14 protein-coding genes are annotated in these 20,168 nt (G+C 71.9%); 12 read left to right on the top strand and 2 right to left on the bottom strand.

Annotated elements, in window-relative coordinates; translation table 11 throughout:
• The first annotated feature begins 269 nt into the window (after positions 1 to 269).
• From SRB17_RS37495 to SRB17_RS37470, 6 genes are all read left to right on the top strand, one after another.
• Complete coding sequence (locus tag SRB17_RS37495) at positions 270 to 2,501, top strand: MMPL family transporter (protein WP_323377041.1); 2,232 nt, start codon at positions 270 to 272, stop codon at positions 2,499 to 2,501.
• A complete protein-coding gene (locus tag SRB17_RS37490) occupies positions 2,479 to 3,054 on the top strand; it encodes a GNAT family N-acetyltransferase (RefSeq protein ID WP_153545404.1) in 576 nt (191 codons plus the stop codon). Before SRB17_RS37495 ends, SRB17_RS37490 begins: the two co-directional genes overlap by 23 nt.
• A gap of 35 nt (positions 3,055 to 3,089) precedes the next feature.
• Entirely contained in the window at positions 3,090 to 3,701 is a 612-nt protein-coding gene (locus tag SRB17_RS37485; RefSeq protein ID WP_153545402.1) for a hypothetical protein, read from the top strand.
• A gap of 196 nt (positions 3,702 to 3,897) precedes the next feature.
• Positions 3,898 to 4,089: a hypothetical protein gene (locus SRB17_RS37480; RefSeq protein WP_153545400.1), complete on the top strand. Its 192-nt coding sequence runs from the start codon at positions 3,898 to 3,900 to the stop codon at positions 4,087 to 4,089.
• A 206-nt stretch (positions 4,090 to 4,295) separates the two neighbouring features.
• Complete coding sequence (locus SRB17_RS37475) at positions 4,296 to 7,337, top strand: helix-turn-helix transcriptional regulator (RefSeq protein ID WP_153545399.1); 3,042 nt, start codon at positions 4,296 to 4,298, stop codon at positions 7,335 to 7,337.
• Between the two features lie 46 nt (positions 7,338 to 7,383).
• On the top strand, positions 7,384 to 7,620 hold the full coding sequence (locus SRB17_RS37470) for a DUF6191 domain-containing protein (RefSeq protein WP_323377038.1): 237 nt from the start codon (positions 7,384 to 7,386) through the stop codon (positions 7,618 to 7,620).
• Here SRB17_RS37470 and SRB17_RS37465 read toward each other — a convergent pair.
• Both SRB17_RS37465 and SRB17_RS37460 read right to left on the bottom strand, forming a co-directional pair.
• Positions 7,617 to 8,765, bottom strand: coding sequence for a PQQ-dependent sugar dehydrogenase (locus SRB17_RS37465; protein ID WP_323377092.1), 1,149 nt, complete (start codon positions 8,763 to 8,765; stop codon positions 7,617 to 7,619). The genes SRB17_RS37470 and SRB17_RS37465 overlap by 4 nt on opposite strands.
• Positions 8,766 to 9,038: 273 nt before the next feature.
• On the bottom strand, positions 9,039 to 10,037 hold the full coding sequence (locus SRB17_RS37460) for an aldo/keto reductase (protein ID WP_323377036.1): 999 nt from the start codon (positions 10,035 to 10,037) through the stop codon (positions 9,039 to 9,041).
• Positions 10,038 to 10,125: 88 nt separating this feature from the next.
• Here SRB17_RS37460 and SRB17_RS37455 point away from each other — a divergent pair, with 88 nt between their 5' ends.
• The 6 genes from SRB17_RS37455 (at position 10,126) to serA (ending at position 20,118) form a co-directional block, all read left to right on the top strand.
• Positions 10,126 to 11,079, top strand: coding sequence for a 2-hydroxyacid dehydrogenase (locus SRB17_RS37455; RefSeq protein ID WP_153545394.1), 954 nt, complete (start codon positions 10,126 to 10,128; stop codon positions 11,077 to 11,079).
• Positions 11,080 to 11,278: 199 nt separating this feature from the next.
• A complete protein-coding gene (locus tag SRB17_RS37450) occupies positions 11,279 to 14,491 on the top strand; it encodes an EAL domain-containing protein (protein WP_153545392.1) in 3,213 nt (1,070 codons plus the stop codon).
• Positions 14,492 to 14,734: 243 nt separating this feature from the next.
• Positions 14,735 to 16,582, top strand: coding sequence for an acetolactate synthase large subunit (locus SRB17_RS37440; RefSeq protein ID WP_194294247.1), 1,848 nt, complete (start codon positions 14,735 to 14,737; stop codon positions 16,580 to 16,582).
• A 22-nt stretch (positions 16,583 to 16,604) separates the two neighbouring features.
• A complete protein-coding gene (gene ilvN, locus SRB17_RS37435) occupies positions 16,605 to 17,129 on the top strand; it encodes an acetolactate synthase small subunit (protein ID WP_018544678.1) in 525 nt (174 codons plus the stop codon).
• Between the two features lie 144 nt (positions 17,130 to 17,273).
• Positions 17,274 to 18,272: a ketol-acid reductoisomerase gene (gene ilvC, locus SRB17_RS37430; RefSeq protein ID WP_323377032.1), complete on the top strand. Its 999-nt coding sequence runs from the start codon at positions 17,274 to 17,276 to the stop codon at positions 18,270 to 18,272.
• Between the two features lie 256 nt (positions 18,273 to 18,528).
• Positions 18,529 to 20,118: a phosphoglycerate dehydrogenase gene (gene serA / locus SRB17_RS37425; RefSeq protein ID WP_323377030.1), complete on the top strand. Its 1,590-nt coding sequence runs from the start codon at positions 18,529 to 18,531 to the stop codon at positions 20,116 to 20,118.
• Positions 20,119 to 20,168 lie beyond the last annotated feature (50 nt).

Below are 20,168 nucleotides of genomic sequence, written 5' to 3'. Positions count from 1 at the left end.
ACACCGCGGAACGATCCCGAGGGGCAGCACGCCGAACCCGGTGTGCTGCCCCTCGTTCGCTTACAAGAACCTTATGACGCTGCAGAGTTCGCCGGAGTTTCCTGTGATGTCTCTCCCAGTCCTGTGAATAAGCCCACCATCACGGCAAACGATCACATTCGCCTGAAAGAGTGTCCTTCAATTACTCATACGTTCTTTGCGGGCTGTTCAGTTTATGGACGATCGTTCCCGGTCAAAGATCCACAAATCACACTTCTGGGAGCACGTCCGTGGCAGACCTCGCCCGTTGGTGTGTCCGGCATCGGCTGATCGTCGTGCTGCTGTGGCTCGTGGCCTTCGGCGGGGTCACCTCGGCCGCCGCCGTGGCCGGTTCGTCGTACTCGAACGCCTACGACGTCCCCGGAACCGAGGCCGGCCGCGCCACGCATCTGCTCAAGGAGAGCTTCCCGGGCCTGGGCGGCGACAGCGACACCGTCGTCTGGCACACCGGGACCGGCACCGTCCGGTCCGCCGACGTCGAACAGACCATGACCCGCACGCTGGACCGGATCGCCTCGCTGCCCGGCGTGGCCACCGTGACGAGCCCCTACGGCCGTCAGGGCGCGCACCGGATCAGCGACGACGGGCATACGGCCTACGCCACCGTCACCTTCACCCAGGAGGCCGAGCACATCGGCAAGGCCGAGGCGCAGGCCGTGGTGCGCACCGCCAGGGCCGCCGAGGGCGACCGGCTCCAGGTGGAACTGGGCGGCAGCGCCATAGGGCTCACCGCGTCCCCGCGCGAGCACACCGCCGAGGTGGTCGGCGTGCTCGTCGCGGCCGTCGTGCTGTTCCTCGCCTTCGGCTCGCTCGCCGCCTCGGCCCTGCCCATCGCCACCGCCCTGGTCGGCGTCGGCACCGCCTACTCCGGCATCGGGCTGCTCGGACACGCCATGACGGTCGCCGACTTCGCGCCCATGCTCGGCATGCTCATCGGCCTCGGCGTCGGCATCGACTACGCGCTGTTCATCGTGACCAGACACCGGCGCGGACTGAAACGCGGCCTGAGCGTCACCGAGGCCGCCGTGAACGCTGTGGCCACCACCGGACGCGCGGTCGTCTTCGCGGGTGCGACGGTGTGCATCGCCCTGCTGGGGATGTTGATACTGCGGCTGAGCTTCCTCAACGGGGTCGCCGTGGCCGCCTCGCTGACGGTCCTGCTCACGGTCGCGGCCTCCGTCACCCTGCTGCCCGCCCTGCTGTCGTACATCGGCCCGCGGGCCCTCAGCCGCCGCGAGCGGCGCCGGCTCGCCGAGCACGGGCCGCGCCCGGAACTGCCCACCGGTCTCGCCGCCCGCTGGTCGGCGTTCGTCGAACGCCACCCCAAGCTGCTCGGCTCGCTCGCCGTCGCCGTCATCGCGCTGCTCGCGCTGCCCACCCTCTCGCTCCACCTCGGCACCTCCGACCAGGGCAACGACCCGCGCACCTCCACCACCCGCAAGGCCTACGACCTGCTTGCCGACGGCTTCGGGCCGGGCGTCAACGGGCCACTCACGCTGGTGACGCGCGTGGGCGGCGCCGAGGACCGGCTGGCCCTGGACAACCTCGACACCACCCTGCGCGCGACCCCGGGCGTCGCCTCCGTCACCCCGGCCACCTACGACACCGGCGGCGGCACCGCCTACCTCACCGTCGTCCCCGACTCCGCACCGCAGTCCCAGGACACCAGCGACCTCGTGGACCGGCTGCGCACGAAGGTGCTGCCGCGCGCGGAGACCGGCACCTCGCTCGACATCCAGGTCGGCGGGGTCACCGCCGGCTACGACGACTTCGCGGGTGTGATCATCGGCAAACTGCCGCTGTTCGTCGCCGCGGTCATCGGACTCGGCTGTCTGCTGCTGCTCGTCGCGTTCCGCTCGCTCGGCATCCCGCTGAAGGCCGCCGTGATGAACATCGCCGCCGTGGCCGCCGCGTTCGGCATCGTCGTCGCCGTCTTCCAGTGGGGCTGGGGCAGCGAACTCCTCGGCCTCGGCCGGGCCGGCCCCATCGAGCCCTTCCTCCCCGTGATCATGGTCTCCGTCCTCTTCGGCCTCTCCATGGACTACCAGGTCTTCCTGGTCAGCCGGATGTACGAGGAGTGGCTGGAGACCGGCGACAACCGGCGTGCCGTCCGCGTCGGCCTCGCCGAGACCAGCCGGGTCATCAACTCCGCCGCGGTCATCATGATCTCGGTCTTCCTGGCCTTCGTCCTCAGCGGCGACCGCGTGATCGCCATGTTCGGCATCGGGCTCGCCTCCGCCGTCGCCCTGGACGCCTTCGTCCTGCGCACCCTCCTCGTGCCCGCGCTGATGCATCTGCTCGGCGCCGCCAACTGGTGGCTGCCGGCCTGGCTGGAGCGCCGCCTGCCCCACGTCAGCATCGAGCCGCCCGAGTGCCGCGCCGCGCATGAGAGGCTCGGGAAGGTCTCGGTGGCGGAACTGCGGAAGGAAGAGCAGCGCGATGTACGCGATATCCCTGGGTGACGACGGCGCCGAGCTGCGGCCCCTGGAGGTCTGGCACGCCGAGGAGGTCCTCGCCAACGTCGACCGGGGGCGGGAGTTCATCGGCCGGCACGTCGGACTGCCGGACGTGGTGTCCGACCTGGAGGGCGCGCGTTCCTGGCTGAAGTCCTACGCCGACAAGCGCGCCGCCGACGCCGGCGGTCTGCACGGCATCTGGCTGGACGGGAAGCTGGTCGGCGGCCTGCTGTTCCGGGTGTGGGACACCCCGAGCGGGGTCTGCGAGGCGGGCTGCTGGCTGGAACCGGCGGCGGCGGGGCGCGGGCTGGTCACGCGGGGCATGCGTGTGCTGCTGGACTGGGCCTTCGAGGAGCGCGGCATGCACCGGGTGGAGTGGCAGGTGTCCTCCGCCAACGAGCCCAGCATCAACGTGGCCCGCCGGCTCGGCATGACCCGCGAGGGCGTGCTCCGCGAGAACTATCCGCACCGGGGCGTGCGCACCAGCACCGAGATCTGGGCGGTGCTGGCCCCCGAATGGCGTGCGGCACGCGCGCGTGCCGCACACAACGATCATTAAGGGACTTCTCAGAGAGGGTCCGTACGGTGCCGGGCATGGCTACGAAGACAGAGCAAGGCGCCAAGGCCGGCACCGAGGCGCAGGGCGACGAGACGGCGGTGGAGGCCGCCGGCACCGAGGAGGAAGCCGCGCAGGCGGAGGCCCGTGCGGACGGCACCGGGCAGGCGGACGCCGTCGAGGATGACGCCGTCGAGGGGGAGACCGCCGAGGAGGAGACCGCCGAGGAGCAGGAGCCCGCGCAGGAGAAGGTGCCCTCCGGAGTCGGGCAGGGCGCCGGTGCCGTCGTCTCGGCCGCGCTGGGATTCGTCTCGCTCAGCGGCGGCTGGATCGGCACCGTCGCGGGCGCCCGCCAGCAGCTCGTCGGCCAGCTGCACACCTCCTCCACGGCGACCGTCGCCAAACAGATCAAGGCGGTCTACGGCGACGCCTGGCACAGCACCGCCCTGTGGGCCGGCCTGTTCGCGCTGGCCGCGCTGCTCACCGGTGTCGTCGTGCTCGCCCGGCCCGCTTTCGGCACGCCCGGCCGCCCGCAGGCGCCCTGGATCAAGTCGGTCGCCTGGGCCGGCGTCTCGCTCGGTGTCATCGGCCTGCTGCTGGCCGTCCTGAAGTACTCCGACGCCCTGCTCGCCCTGCCCTCGACAAGCTGACAACCCGCAGGTCCCAGGGGCCTTAGGGAATCCGAGAGCACCTTACGGACTCCCTGAGGCCCCCTTACGCGTGCGTGCGGCCCGTACGCCGCCCCAAGATGCGGAACTCTCCCGATGTGGCGCACCCCCTGGGAGACGAAGGTGGAGGCATCGCAGAAGGCGACGCACGACACCGGCTCTCCCCGAAGGACACGTCATGATCGAGTTCGAGTACCACAAGGTGCGCTCCGCCGAGCTGATCCACGAGGCCGAGCGTGCGCGCCTGGCCCGCGAGGTCGCCCGGGCCCGCCGCGCCGCCCGCCGCGAGGGCTCCGCCGGCCACGCCGGCGCGCTCGCCGAGTCCCATACCGACCGGCCCCGCCCGCACCGGACCCCGCGCACCGCGTGACCACCGGACCTACGGACGGGGCCGGGCCGGAAGGTGACCGTACGGGGGCCGGCCGCCTTAGGGAGGACCTGCCGGACCAGGGTCGTACGACTGCCCATCCCAGTCGTACGACCCTTCCGTCCGGTGCCGCGACCGCCCCGGCCACCGGTACGACGATCAGACCGAACCTGTGGAAAACCGCTGCCCTGTCGTCCGGGCCTCGTGCGATGCTCGGGCCCGTGGAGACCAGGTCCGTGAGCCCCGTGTTCGTCGGCCGCACCGACGAGCTGGACACCTTGAACGACGCGCTCGCCCGCGCCCGCGCCGGCGAGCCCCAGGCGCTGCTGCTCGGCGGTGAGGCCGGGGTCGGCAAGACCCGCCTCGTCGAGGAGTTCGCCACGGCCGCCGGCCGGCACGCGGTCGTGGCCGTCGGCGGCTGCGTGGAGATCGGCGCCGACGGGCTGCCGTTCGCGCCCTTCTCCACCGCGCTGCGCGCCCTGCGCGACGCCCTGCCCGAGGAGTTCGCCGCCGCCGCCCAGGGCCAGGAGGAGGAACTGGCCCGCCTCCTGCCCGACCTGGGCGAGGCCGGCGCCGGCCGCCACGACGAGCAGGGCATGGCCCGCCTGTTCGAACTCACCGCCCGGCTGCTGGAACGGGTCGCCGACCAGCGGCCGGTGGTGCTCGTCCTGGAGGACCTGCACTGGGCCGACGCCTCCACCCGCCATCTCCTCGCCTACCTCTTCCGTACCCTGCGCGCAGGCAGGCTCGTCGTCCTCGCCAGCTACCGCTCCGACGACATCCACCGCCGCCACCCGCTGCGCCCCCTGCTCGCCGAACTCGACCGGCTGCGCACCGTCCGCCGTATCGAACTCGCCCGCTTCACCCGCGAGGAGGTGGGCCGCCAGATCGCCGGCATCCTCGCCGCCGAACCGGACCCCGCGCAGGTGGACGAGATCTTCGAACGCTCCGACGGCAACGCCTTCTTCGTCGAGGAACTCGCCGTCGCCGCCTGCGACGGCTGCTGCACCGGCCTCACCGACTCCCTGCGCGACCTGCTCCTGGTCCGGGTCGAGGCGCTGCCCGAGAGCGCCCAGCGGGTCGCCCGGGTCGTCGCCGAGGGCGGCTCCACCGTGGAGTACCGGCTGATCGCCGCCGTCGCCCAGCTCGGCGAGGACGACCTCATCGAGGCGCTGCGGGCCGCCGTCGGCGCCAACATGCTCACCGTCACCCCGGCCGGCGACGGCTACCGCTTCCGGCACTCCCTGGTCCGCGAGGCCGTCGCCGACGACCTGCTGCCCGGCGAACGCTCCCGGCTCAACCGCCGCTACGCCCAAGCCCTGGAGGCCGACCCCACGCTCGTCCCGGCCGACGCGCGCGTGATGCGCCTCGCCAGCTACTGGTACCACGCCCACGACGCCGCCAAGGCCCTGCCCGCCGTCCTGGACGCCTCCGTCGTGGCCCGCCGCAGGCACGCCTACACCGAGCAACTCGGGCTCCTGGAGCGGGCGATGGAGGTGTGGGACGGCGTCCCGGAGGAGGTGCGCTCCGCCCTGCGCCCGGTGGACTACACGGAGGTCTACCCTCCGTGCGGCTGCGACCCGGCCACCGCCCCGTTGCGCTACCTCGACCTGATGGCCGAGGCGGCGGTGGCGGGCCGGTTCGGCGGGGAACGCGAACGCGCGCTGAAGATCACCAAGCGGGCACTGCGCCTCCTGGAGGAGGAGCCCGACCCCCTGCGCGCCGCCTGGTTCTGGATCCAGCGCTCCCGGCTGGTGCAGGCCCAGGGCCGCGGCGACGGCCGGCAGGAACTGGCCACCGCGCAGGACCTGGTGCGGGGCCTGCCGCCGTCCGAGGTGCACGCCGAGGTGCTGGCCCTCGCCGCCAACTGGTCCATGCTGCACCGGCCCGGACCCGACGCCTTCGCCGCCGCCGAGCGTGCCGTGGAGTACGCGCGCATGGTCGGCGCCCGTGACATCGAACTGCACGCCCGGCTCACCCTCGGCTGCCTCGAGGTGGACGCGGGCGACACCGAGACCGGATTGGCGGAGTTGCGGCGGGTGCTGCACGACACCCTCGCGGAGGGCGTGCACCAGGTCGCGGGCCGGGCGTATGTGAACCTGCCCTCCCAGCTGCAGAGCATCGGCCAGGACCGGGAGGCCGTTCCCCTCCTGCGCGAGGGCATCGCCTTCGCCCGCACCCACGGACTGCTGGACTCCGAGTCCTGGATACGGGGCAACCTGTCCGAGGCGCTCTACGCGCTCGGCGACTGGGCGGAGGCCGCCGAGACCGCCGCCGACGCGACCCGGGTGGGCCACAGCGCCAAGCCTCGCGGACAGGGCGCCCTGCGGCTCGCGCACCTCGCCCTGGCCCGCGGTGACCTCGCCGAGGCGGGCCGCCAACTCGCCGCCGCCCGCGCCCACTACGGCACCCACGACCCCATGCCCCAGCACTACCTGCCGCTGGCCCGGGTAGCCCTCGGCGTCGCCGCCGAGGAGGGCCGTATCGCCGACGCCCGCGCCGAACTGCTCCGGGCCCTGGACGACGGCTTCCCACCCGGCACCCAGCGCTACGGCTGGCCGCTGCTGCGCGCCGCCGCCACCGCGGAGGCCGAGGCCCGCACCCTGCCCGCCGCCGAGCCCGGGCGCGCCGAGATCCTCGACCGGCTGCGCGCAGCCGTACGCGGTCTCACCACCGGCGCCCCGCTCTGGCAGGCCTACGACCGGTGGACCCGCGCCGAGCTGCGCCGTGCGGAGGGCATGGACACCGCCGACGACTGGTCGCCGGTCGTCACCGCCTTCGAGTGCCTGGACCGCCCCTACGAGCTCGCCCGGGTCCGCCACCGCCTCGCCGGAGCACTCCTGGCCGACGGCGGCGACGACGAACGCGACCGCGCGGTGGAGCTGCTCCGGCTGGCCGCGGCGGTCGCCGCCCACCTCGACGCCCGGTCCCTCGCCGACGCCGTCGCCCGGCTCGCCCAGCGGGCCCGCCTCACGCTGACCCGGGCGCCCCGGCAGGCCCTCGGCTCCACCGATCCGGCCGCGGCCCTCGGCCTCACCAGCCGGGAGCGGGACGTGCTGCGCCTGGTCTCCGCCGGCCGCACCAACCGTCAGATCGCCGAGGAGCTGTTCATCTCCCCGAAGACCGCGAGCGTCCACGTGTCCAACATCCTGAGCAAGCTCGGCGTCTCCGGCCGGGGCGAGGCGGCGGCGGTGGCGCACCGGCTGGGGCTGTTCCCGGCCGACACGCTCACTGCCGGATCGGCGGGCTGAGACCTACGCTGGAGAAAAGCCACAAGGGGGAGAAAGCGGGGGGGCTGTGTTCAACGCCTTCGAGGAACTGTTCGCACCCGGTCGCAAACACACCCGGGACGAACAGAACCGCCTGGAGCTGACCCGCGAGGACGTGGGCGACAACGACCCCGGCCGGGGCCCGATAGACCTGGCCTCCGGGAAGGCGGTCATCCGCCTGCCGGAGCCACCGCCCGCCGAGACGGAGCCGGAGGAGAGCCCGGACGAGGGCACCGAACGGGCTGAGCCGTCGGGTGGGCCCTAGCTCACCTCCACCTCCAGCACCCGGTCGTCCCCCTTCTTCGGGTGGCCGCGGCCGTCCGTGTTGCTCGTCACCAGCCACACCTTGTCGCCGCCCGCCGCGACCACCGTGCGCAGCCGGCCGTACGTGCCGGTGAGAAAGGCCTGCGGTGCCGCCGAGGCCTCCGCGCCCTTGAGCGGGATGCGCCACAGGCGCTGACCCCTGAGGCCCGCCATCCAGATCACGCCCTTGACGTAGGCGATGCCGCTGGGGGAGGCGACGTCGGTGTGCCACTGGGCTATCGGGTTCTGGAAGGCGGGATCGGAGGACCTGCCCTCGGCCTTCGGCCAGCCGTAGTTCGCGCCCGGCTTGATCGCGTTCAGCTCGTCCCAGGTGTCCTGGCCGAACTCCGAGGCGAACAGGCGCTGTCTGTCGTCCCAGGCCAGGCCCTGGACGTTGCGGTGGCCGTAGGAATACACCGGGGAGCCGGGGAACGGGTTGCCTGGGGCCGCCTCGCCCTCCGGGGTCAGGCGCAGGATCTTGCCGCCCAGGGACTTCCTGTCCTGGGCCAGACCGCCCGTGCCGCTCTCGCCGGTGCCCGCGTACAGCATGCCGTCCGGGCCGAACGCGATCCGGCCGCCGTTGTGGATCAGGCCCATGGGTATGCCCTTGAACACCGTGTCCGGAGCGCCCAGTTGCTCACCGGGCGGCTTCCGCTCGTCGTACAGCATGCGGACGATGCGGTTGTCCGAGGCCGAGGTGAAGTAAGCGTAGATCATGTGGTCCGAGGCGTAGCCGGGGGAGAGGGCGATGCCCAGCAGGCCGCCCTCGCCCGCCGGGGAGACCCCGGAGACCGTGCCCAGTTCGGTCTTGCGGCCCGTCTTCTCGTCGATCCGGATGATCGTGCCGTCGTCACGGGAGGAGACCAGCAGATCGCCGCCGGGCAGCGGGGCCAGGCCCCACGGTGTCCGCAGGCCCTCGGTCACGGTGCGCAGCACCTTCACCGAGCCCTTGGCCGGCGGTGCCGTCTCGGTGGCGTGGCCGGAGGGGGCCGTGCCCGGTGCCGTACCCGTGGCCGTCGCCCCCCCGGGGGCGCCAGGGGGTCCTGCCCCGTCGGAGGAGCAGCCGGCCGTCAGCAGGAGGGCGGCCGCGGCCAACACGGCCGACACAGCTCGTCGTTGCACGATCACGGTCCCTTCGAGGCGGTCATCCAGCGGCACGTGCCACTTCTCATACACTGCCCGCCCCGCCCGGGTGCCCCCTCTGCCGGAACCGAACGCGCACACCTGCCCGCCGAGCCGCTCCCGGGCAGGTCAGGAAGACGAACGGGGCGGCCGGCGGTCTCGCCACCCGCCCCGGCGGCTCGGCCGCCCCGGTCGGCCGACCGGGGGCGCGTTCCCGGAACCGATCCGCCGATCACCGTCTCCGCCTCCCGGAGCCCCTCAGTCCCACGACCCCTGAGCCGCCGGCAGGCCCGCCGCCTCCGCCAGGTCGGCCTCGGTCAGCCGCAGGCCGGTCGCCGCCGCGTTCTCCACGGCCCACCGCTCCTGCTTGGTACCGGGAAGGGCGATCACATGGCGGCCCCGGGCCAGGACCCAGGCCAGGGCCACCTGGGCCGGGGTGACGTGCTCGCCGTGGCGGCGCGCGATGCGGCGCAGGCCCGCGACGATCGGCTGGTTGGCCGCCATCATCTCCGCCGTGAAACGGGGATGCCGGGCGCGGACGTCGTCGGGTTCGAAGCCCTCGCCCGGAGTCAGCGTGCCGGTCAGAAAGCCGTTGCCCAGCGGCATCGCGGCGAGGAAACCCACGCCCCGCGCCTCGCACCACGGCAGCAGCGCCCGGAGCGCCTCCGGCGACCACACCGACAGCTCCGCCTCCACCGCGGCCACCGGGAACACCTGCTGCACCCGCTGCAGCTGGCGCAGCGTGCCGTCGTGCAGCCCCGACCCGGAGCGGCGGCCGCCGCGCGCGCCCACCGCGCACAGGCCCAGCGCCCGCACCTTGCCGGCCCGGACCAGCTCGGCCATCGCGCCCCAGGTCTCCTCGACGGGGACCTCGGGGTCGGCGCGGTGCAGCTGGTAGAGGTCGATCACGTCCGTCTGGAGCCGGCGCAGGGAGGCGTCGCAGGCCCGCCTCACATACCCGGGGCGGCCGTTGGCCACGATGTGCTGCTCGCCCACCAGCAGCCCCACCTTCGTGGACACGAAGGCGTCCGCGCGCCGATCCTTCAGCACCCGGCCCAGCAGCAGCTCATTGGTGAACGGGCCGTACATGTCCGCCGTGTCCAGGAGGGTCGAGCCCAGGTCCAGCGCCCGGTGCACGGTCCTGAGCGATTCGTCGCCCCGCTGCCGCGACCCGCTGTACGCCCAGCTCATCGGCATGCACCCGAGTCCGACGGCCCCCATCGCGAGTGCCCCCGCGCCGATCGTCCTGCGCTCCACCTGCTCGTGAACCTCCCTCTGCCCGGCCCCCAACCTAACCTCTGCACGCGCGCGTACCTGACACAGCCGCCTGACATAGCCTCCAACCATGACTGCAGACGTGTGGCTTCCCATCGCGCCGGAGGAGATCGAGGGGCTTCCCGAGGGGCTCCGGTACCTGTTCTGGGACGGCGGCGAGGACGGTGACCAGCCCTTTCCCGGCGACCCGGCCGACTGCTGCTTCTACGTCGTGCCCTACATGAAGCCCTCCGGCATCGGTGTGCGCCCGCTGCCGGAGATGGTCTCCGTCGAGGTCGTACAGACGCTGTCGGCCGGGATCGACCATGTGCAGCCGGGCCTGCACCACCTGCGGCCGGGCGTGCGGCTGTGCAATGCGCGCGGGGTGCACGAGGCGAGCACCGCCGAGCTGACGCTGACCCTGGTCCTCTCCTCCCTGCGCGGCATCCCCGACTTCGTCCGGGCCCAGGAGCGCGGCGAGTGGCTCGGCGGGTTCCGGCCCGCGCTCGCCGACAAGTCCGTCCTCATCGTCGGCTACGGCTCCATCGGCGCCGCCATCGAAGACCGGCTCGCGCCTTTTGAGCTCGCGCGGGTGGCGCGCGTCGCGCGCTCTGAGCGCACCACGGCGCGCGGTCCGGTGCATCCGCTCACCGAATTGCCTTCTTTGCTTCCACACGCCGACGTCGTGATCCTCTCCACGCCCTTGACGGAGCAGACGCGGGGCCTGGTGGACGCCGAATTCCTGGCGCGGATGAAGGACGGGGCGCTGCTCGTGAACGTCGCGCGTGGTCCCGTCGTCGACACGAAGGCCCTGCTCGCGGAGCTGGAGAGCGGCCGTGTCACCGCGGCCCTGGACGTCACCGACCCCGAGCCGCTGCCGCCCGGACACCCGCTCTGGCAGGCCCCCGGCGTGCTCATCAGCCCGCACGTGGGCGGGCCCACCTCCGCCTTCCTGCCGCGCGCCGAGCGGCTGCTCGTCAACCAGTTGACCCGGTTCGTGAACCACGAGCCGCTGCGGAACGTGATCCTGACGACAGGCGCGTAATCCGCTTCCTGCACCCTCCGCAACCCCCCGGATGCGGCCCGTACCCGTATCCCCGCTGGTCGTCACGGAGCGTAGAGAAGCTATGTCCCTGAGTGACGATCCTGGTGTATCGTCCCGACAGGGGCTGCGCCGCCTACCGTTCGGCGCCGGGGATGGACATTTCAGATTTGTGAGGGGGGCGACGGGCGATGCACGGCCTATGGACGAACGATCCGACGCGGCGGAGCCGCCGACGACCCTGGCGCACGGCCGCGCGCAGACGCGGCCATCACACCTGCCATCACAGCCATCAGCAGCGCAGGCACAGCGGTCGCAGGAGGCATGCGCACCCAGCGCACCGGGACCGTCGGGGCCGGGGATCGGCGCGGACCGGGAGGCCCCGGTGAGCGCGCCGCCCTCGGTGACGACCGCCCTCGACGCGGCGGTGTGCGCACCGCGTCCGCAGCAGGCGCCGCCGCGCCGCCGGCCGGCCGCCGGTGAGCGTACGCGCACGATGCAGCAACTCGTTCTCGCCCTGGTCTGCGCGGCCTACGCCGTCGGGGCCGCCTTCGACTGGGGTACGGACGAAGTGGCACTGATCATGGGCGACTTCGGGCTGAGCGCCGCGGCGGGCACCGCGGCCGTCTCGTGCTTCCTGTACGCCCGCAGCCGGCGCGTCCGCTTCCGCTCGGCCTGGCTGCTGTTCGCCCTCTCCTCGGCGATGGCGGCCCTCGGCAACGCGGTCTGGGGCTGGTACGAGGTCGTCCTCGGCCGGCCGGTGCCCAGCCCCTCCTACGCCGACCTGTTCTTCCTGTGCTTCGCGCCGCCGGCCATCGTGGGCCTGCTGGTGATCGCCAAGCGGCCGGTGACCAAGGCCGGCTGGATCTGCCTGGCGCTGGACGCCTGGCTGATCGGCGGCTCGCTGCTCACGCTGTCCTGGAGCCTGGCGCTCGCCCAGGCCGCCCGGTTCGACGGACCGAGCGTGGCGCACACCGCGCTGTCGCTGGCGTACCCGCTGCTCGACATCGCGCTGGTCAGCATGGTGCTCGCGCTGCACTTCCGGCGCACCCCGGGCAACCGCACCGCGGTGAACACGGCGATCGGCGCGCTCGCGCTGACCGTGATGTGCGACGCGCTGTTCACCTCGCCGCTGCTGCACAGCAGCTACCACTCCGGGCAGTTGCTGGACGCCGGCTGGTTCGCGGGATCGCTGCTGCTCGCCTACGCCCCCTGGGCCGCACCCCGCCGCAAGGGCGCACAGGAGGCGCACGTACCGGACGGGCACACGCGCGTGGTCCACGAGCACGTGCCCGGACTGCGCGGCACCGGCCTCCACCACGTGTCCGTGCCCGCCCCGGGAGGTGATCACAGCCGGTATCCGGCCGGCCGGCCGCTCACCGGCTCCCTCGCCGCCCTCACGCCGTACCTCGCCGCCGCGGTGTGCACCCTGGGCATCCTGTACAACGTCCTCAACGGGCGCCGGCCCGACCATGTCGTGCTGATCACCGCGGGCGCCGTCGTGCTCGCGCTCGTCATCCGGCAGGGCATCATGCTGCTGGACAACATCACCCTGACCCAGGAACTGGCGCAGAAGGAGAACCACTTCCGCTCACTGGTGCTGGGCTCCAGCGACGTGATCATGATCGCCGCGCCCAACGGCGTCCTGCGGTACGTCTCCCCGGCCGCCGCCGGTGTCTACGGCCGCCCCGCCGAGGGCCTGGTGGGCACGGAGCTGGCCGGCCTCATCCACCCGGAGGACCTGGGCTGCGTGCTGCACGAGGTGCGCCGCTTCCTCGCCTCCAGCCCCCTGGAGGAACCCACCACCCGCATCGAGTGCCGCTTCCGGTCCGGGGACGGCGGCTGGCTCAACGTCGAGTCGACCGTCAACCGCCACCACGGCGGCCTGATCTTCAACAGCCGGGACGTGACCGAGCGCGTCCGCCTGCAGGCGCAGCTGCAGCACAACGCCGAGCACGACCCGCTGACCGACCTGCCCAACCGCGCGCTGTTCACCCGGCGCGTGCAGCAGGCCCTGTCCGGCCGCCGCGCCACCGACCGGGGCGCCGCCCTGCGGGGCACGGCCGTGCTCTTCATCGACCTGGACGGTTTCAAGGCCGTCAACGACACGATCGGGCACCAGGCCGGGGACGAGCTGCTCGTCCAGGCCGCCCGCAGACTCCAGGACGCGGTCCGGCAGGGGGACACCGCGTCCCGGCTGGGCGGCGACGAGTTCGCGGCCCTGATCGTCGGGGACGGCACCCGGGAGCATGCCGCCCGGGAGCGGAACATCCTGGAGCTCGCCGACCGCCTCAGGGTGACCCTCTCCCAGCCGTACGCCATCGACGGCAGCGACGTGCGGGTCAACGCCTCCATCGGTGTCGCCTTCGCCGAGCAGGGTCTCGGCGCGGGGGAGTTGCTGCGCAACGCCGACCTCGCGATGTACCGCGCGAAAGCGGCCGGAAAGGGCCGGGTCGAGCTGTACAAGCCGCAGATGCAGCAGGACGTCGTACGCAAGGCGGAGCTGGCCACCCGGCTGCGTGCCGCGCTGCACGACGGCGAGTTCGCCCTGCTGCACCAGCCGGTGGTGTGCCTGGCGAGCGGCCGGATCACGGCGGTCTCGGCGCAGGCACGCTGGCGCTCCTCGCAGGGGGTGCTGTTCACCCCGGCCGAGTTCCTGCGGGTCACCGAGGACGGCGACAAGACCGCCGAGCTGGACCGCTGGATCCTGCAGGAGGCCGTCGAGCAGGCGGCCGAGCGGGCCGCGACCGGGACCGTCGTACCGGTGGCCGTCCGTACGAGCGCCCGGCGGCTGCTGGACCGCTCGATGCCGCTCGGCTCCGTGGAGGCGCTGCTGACCCGGCACGGGCTGCCGCCCGGAGCGCTGCTCCTGGAACTGTCCGACACCGATCCGCGGATCCCCCTGGACGAGCTGGAGCGGCGGCTGACCGCGCTCAGCCGGCTCGGGGTGCGGATCGCACTGGACGGCTTCGGCAGCGGCTATGCGGCCATCACCGCCCTCAGAAGGCTCCCGGTGGACATCCTGAAACTGGACCGCGGTCTGGTCGAGGGCGTCGTGGAGTCCGCGCGGCTGCACAAGATCACCAGCGGTCTGCTGCGGATCGCCGGCGATCTCGGGCTGCAGTCCGTGGCCGAGGGGGTGGACCTGCCGGAGCAGGTCGTCGCGCTGCGCGCGATGGGCTGCACGCACGGGCAGGGCATGGCGTTCGCGGGGCCGCTGGACGAGTACCGGCTGCGCCGGGCGCTCGGGTCCGGTCACTACCCGGTGCCGCACGCACCGGCCGAACCGGCGTTCGCGGGGAGTGTGAGCGAGCCGAAGGGGCACTCAGGGGTGTACACAGGGGGTGTTACGGCTGTCTTCGGAGGCGGCGGTGCCCTACGCTCACATTCTGAGACTCCCGTCCCACCCACTTGACACGTGGTGCGCGTCGGGGGGAGGGTCAGTGCCATGCGCACCCGAATTCTCGTACTTGGACAGCGCGTCGGCTGAGCTGGGACCCACCGGAGGACGATCCGGAAACCCCAGCGACCACACCGGCGCGCTCCCCTCGCTTGCCTTGCGGCACGAGGGGTTTTTTGTTGCACGAGTGCCATTCGTGCAGCGCCTGAACTCCGCACAAACCTCGCAAAAACCCTCAGCATCGAGAAGAGAATGCCGATGACCGAGCAGGCCACCGGGGCCCATCCGCAGCCGCGGCCCCGATCCGGAGGACAGCAGTCCGCCCCCGTCGAGCACGTCACGGGTGCGCAGTCCCTCATCCGCTCCCTCGAGGAGGTCGGCGCTGACACGGTATTCGGCATTCCCGGCGGCGCGATCCTGCCGGCGTACGACCCCCTGATGGACTCGACGCGGGTCCGTCACGTGCTGGTCCGCCACGAGCAGGGCGCCGGCCACGCGGCCACCGGCTACGCGCAGGCCACCGGCAAGGTCGGCGTCTGCATGGCCACGTCCGGCCCGGGCGCCACCAACCTGGTCACGCCGATCGCCGACGCCCACATGGACTCCGTCCCGCTGGTCGCGATCACCGGCCAGGTCGCCTCGAAGTCGATCGGCACGGACGCCTTCCAGGAGGCGGACATCGTCGGCATCACCATGCCGATCACCAAGCACAACTTCCTCGTCACCAAGGCCGAGGACATCCCGCGGGTCATCGCGCAGGCGTTCCACATCGCCTCCACCGGCCGTCCGGGCCCGGTCCTGGTCGACATCGCCAAGGACGCCCTGCAGGCGAAGACCACCTTCACCTGGCCGCCCACCATGGACCTGCCCGGTTACCGCCCGGTGACCAAGCCGCACGCCAAGCAGATCCGCGAGGCGGCCAAGCTGATCACCTCCGCCAGGCGGCCCGTCCTCTACGTCGGCGGCGGCGTCCTCAAGGCGCACGCCACCGCCGAACTGAAGGTCCTCGCCGAACTCACCGGAGCGCCCGTCACCACCACCCTGATGGCGCTCGGCGCGTTCCCCGACAGCCACCCGCTGCACGTGGGAATGCCGGGCATGCACGGTGCGGTCGCGGCCGTCACCGCGCTGCAGAAGGCCGACCTGATCGTCGCCCTCGGCGCCCGCTTCGACGACCGCGTCACCGGCAAGCTGGACAGCTTCGCCCCGTACGCCAAGATCGTCCACGCCGACATCGACCCCGCGGAGATCGGCAAGAACCGCGCCGCCGACGTGCCGATCGTCGGCGACGCCCGCGAGGTCATCGCCGACCTGGTCCAGGCCGTGCAGAAGGAGCACAGCGAGGGCCACAAGGGCGACTACACCGCCTGGTGGAGCGACCTCAACCGCTGGCGCGACACCTACCCGCTCGGCTACGACCAGCCCGAGGACGGCTCGCTCTCCCCGCAGGCGGTCATCGAGCGCATCGGCCAACTCGCGCCCGAGGGCACGATCTTCGCCGCGGGCGTCGGCCAGCACCAGATGTGGGCCGCGCACTTCATCCAGTACGACAGGCCCGCCACCTGGCTGAACTCCGGCGGCGCCGGAACCATGGGCTACGCGGTCCCGGCCGCCATGGGCGCCAAGGCCGGCGCGCCGGACCAGACCGTCTGGGCGATCGACGGCGACGGCTGCTTCCAGATGACCAATCAGGAACTGACCACCTGCGCCCTGAACAACATCCCGATCAAGGTCGCCATCATCAACAACGGCGCCCTCGGCATGGTCCGCCAGTGGCAGACCCTGTTCTACAACCAGCGCTACTCCAACACCGTGCTGCACAGCGGCCCCGACGACATCAACCCGGAGGCCAAGGGCACGCGCGTGCCGGACTTCGTGAAGCTGTCCGAGGCGATGGGCTGCGTGGGCCTGCGCTGCGAGCGCCCGGAGGACCTGGACAAGGTCATCCAGGAGGCGAACTCCATCAACGACCGCCCCGTCGTCGTCGACTTCATCGTCCACGAGGACGCGATGGTGTGGCCGATGGTCGCCGCCGGCACCTCCAACGACGAGATCATGGCCGCCCGGGACGTCCGCCCCGACTTCGGCGACAACGAAGACGACTGAGCGAGAGAGACGTAAAAAGACCATGTCCAAGCACACGCTCTCCGTCCTGGTGGAGAACACGCCGGGCATCCTCGCCCGGATCGCCGCCCTGTTCTCGCGCCGCGGCTTCAACATCGACTCGCTCGCGGTGGGTGTCACCGAGCACCCCGACATCTCCCGCATCACCATCGTGGTGGGCGTCGAGGACCTGCCGCTGGAGCAGGTGACCAAGCAGCTCAACAAGCTCGTCAACGTGCTGAAGATCGTCGAGCTGGAGCCCGGCCAGGCCGTGCAGCGCGAGCTCGTCCTGGTGAAGGTCCGCGCCGACAACGAGACCCGCTCCCAGATCGTCGAGATCGTCCAGCTGTTCCGCGCCAAGACCGTCGACGTCTCCCCGGAGGCCGTCACCATCGAGGCCACCGGCTCCGGCGAGAAGCTGTCCGCCATGCTCAAGATGCTGGAGCCGTTCGGCATCAAGGAGCTGGTGCAGTCCGGCACCATCGCGATCGGCCGCGGCGCCCGTTCCATCACCGACCGCTCGCTGCGCGCCCTCGACCGCTCCGCGTAAGGCCGAGGCGTACAACTGACGTACGGCTGAAACCGGGCGGTCGGCGACACGCCGTCCGCCCGGATGCCGAGACCCCGAGACTTCCCTTCCCCTCACCGTCATACGGTGGGACGCACAACCTGCACACCAAGGAGAGAACCCAAAGTGGCCGAGCTGTTCTACGACGCTGACGCCGACCTGTCCATCATCCAGGGCCGCAAGGTCGCGGTCATCGGCTACGGCAGCCAGGGCCACGCCCACGCGCTGTCGCTGCGTGACTCCGGTGTCGACGTCCGCGTCGGTCTGCACGAGGGCTCCAAGTCCAAGGCCAAGGCCGAGGAGCAGGGCCTGCGCGTGGTGACGCCGGCGGAGGCCGCCGCCGAGGCCGACGTCATCATGATCCTGGTCCCGGACCCGATCCAGGCCCAGGTCTACGAGGAGTCCATCGCCCCGAACCTGAAGGACGGCGACGCGCTGTTCTTCGGCCACGGCTTCAACATCCGCTTCGGCTTCATCAAGCCCCCGGCCGGCGTGGACGTCTGCATGGTCGCCCCCAAGGGCCCGGGCCACCTGGTGCGCCGTCAGTACGAGGAGGGCCGCGGCGTTCCGTGCATCGCCGCCGTCGAGCAGGACGCCTCCGGTAACGCCTTCGCGCTCGCCCTGTCCTACGCCAAGGGCATCGGCGGCACCCGCGCCGGCGTCATCAAGACGACCTTCACCGAGGAGACCGAGACCGACCTGTTCGGCGAGCAGGCCGTCCTCTGCGGTGGTACGGCCGCGCTGGTCAAGGCGGGCTTCGAGACCCTGACCGAGGCCGGCTACCAGCCGGAGATCGCCTACTTCGAGTGCCTGCACGAGCTGAAGCTGATCGTGGACCTCATGTACGAGGGCGGCCTGGAGAAGATGCGCTGGTCCATCTCCGAGACCGCCGAGTGGGGCGACTACGTCACCGGCCCGCGCATCATCACCGACGCCACCAAGGCCGAGATGAAGCAGGTCCTCGCCGAGATCCAGGACGGCTCCTTCGCCCAGCAGTGGATGGACGAGTACCACGGCGGCCTGAAGAAGTACAACGAGTACAAGCAGCAGGACTCCGAGCACCTGCTGGAGACCACCGGCAAGCAGCTGCGCAAGCTGATGAGCTGGGTGAACGAGGAGGCGTAGGCCTCATGTCGGGGGCCGGGGCATGCTGCTCCGGCCCCCTTCGTCCATCCGGGGCGAAGCCTCCGTACAAAATGGAGCTGCCCGTCCGGGTGATCCTTCCGTGGAGGCGCATTCCGCCCGCCGCCACGCCACTAGACTGCTGCACACAACACGCGTCAGGCCCACAGCGTCGTGCGTCTTCCGCGGCTAGCCCCCCTCCTCCGCCTGCGGCCGTCGGGACGGCCGTCCGCATGCTCTGGACTTGTGAGGACCTCACGTGAGCTCGAAACCCGTCGTACTCATCGCTGAAGAGCTGTCGCCCGCGACCGTGGACGCACTCGGCCCGGACTTCGAGATCCGGCACGCCAACGGAGCGGACCGAGCCGAACTGCTCCCCGCCATCGCCGATGTCGACGCGATCCTGATCCGTTCCGCCACCAAGGTCGACGCCGAGGCCATCGCCGCGGCGAAGAAGCTCAAGGTCGTCGCCCGCGCCGGCGTCGGCCTGGACAACGTCGACGTCTCCGCCGCCACCAAGGCCGGCGTGATGGTCGTCAACGCCCCGACCTCCAACATCGTGACCGCCGCCGAGCTGGCCTGCGGTCTGATCCTGGCCTCCGCCCGCAACATCCCGCAGGCCAACGCCGCGCTGAAGAACGGCGAGTGGAAGCGCAGCAAGTACACGGGCGTCGAGCTGGCCGAGAAGACCCTCGGTGTCGTCGGCCTCGGCCGCATCGGCGCCCTGGTCGCCCAGCGCATGTCCGCCTTCGGCATGAAGGTCGTCGCCTACGACCCCTACGTCCAGCCCGCGCGGGCCGCGCAGATGGGCGTCAAGGTGCTGTCCCTGGACGAGCTGCTGGAGGTCTCCGACTTCATCACCGTCCACCTGCCCAAGACCCCCGAGACCCTCGGCCTGATCGGCGACGAGGCGCTGCGCAAGGTCAAGCCGAGCGTGCGCATCGTCAACGCCGCGCGCGGCGGCATCGTGGACGAGGCGGCGCTGTACTCGGCGCTGAAGGAGGGCCGCGTCGCCGGCGCCGGCCTCGACGTGTACGCCAAGGAGCCGTGCACCGACTCCCCGCTGTTCGAGCTGGACCAGGTCGTCTGCACCCCGCACCTCGGCGCCTCCACCGACGAGGCCCAGGAGAAGGCGGGCATCGCGGTCGCCAGGTCCGTACGCCTCGCCCTCGCCGGTGAGCTGGTGCCGGACGCGGTCAACGTGCAGGGCGGTGTCATCGCCGAGGACGTCAAGCCGGGTCTGCCGCTCGCCGAGCGCCTCGGCCGGATCTTCACCGCGCTCGCCGGCGAGGTCGCGGTCCGCCTCGACGTCGAGGTCTACGGCGAGATCACCCAGCACGACGTGAAGGTGCTGGAGCTGTCCGCGCTCAAGGGTGTCTTCGAGGACGTCGTCGACGAGACCGTGTCGTACGTCAACGCGCCGCTGTTCGCGCAGGAGCGGGGCGTCGAGGTCCGGCTGACCACCAGCTCCGAGTCGGCCGAGCACCGCAACGTCGTCACCGTGCGCGGCACGCTCGCGGACGGCGAGGAGGTGTCGGTCTCCGGCACGCTGGCCGGCCCCAAGCACGTCCAGAAGATCGTCGCGGTCGGCGACTACGACGTCGACCTCGCCCTCGCCGACCACATGGTCGTCCTGCGCTACGAGGACCGCCCCGGTGTCGTCGGCACCGTCGGCCGCATCCTCGGCGAGGCGGGTATCAACATCGCCGGCATGCAGGTCGCTCGCGCGGTCGCCGGCGGCGAGGCGCTGGCCGTGCTGACCGTGGACGACACGGTGGGCTCCGCCGTGCTGGCCGAGGTCGCTTCCGAGATCGGCGCGACGTCCGCCCGCTCGGTGAACCTCGCCTGAGAGAGCCTCCAACGCCGGACGGGCTGACTTTCGTCAGCCCGTCCGGCGTT

It is taken from the genome of Streptomyces sp. RB17, assembly GCF_009604455.1.
GTDB lineage: Bacteria > Actinomycetota > Actinomycetes > Streptomycetales > Streptomycetaceae > Streptomyces.
This window is presented reverse-complemented; position numbering and strand designations above follow the sequence as displayed.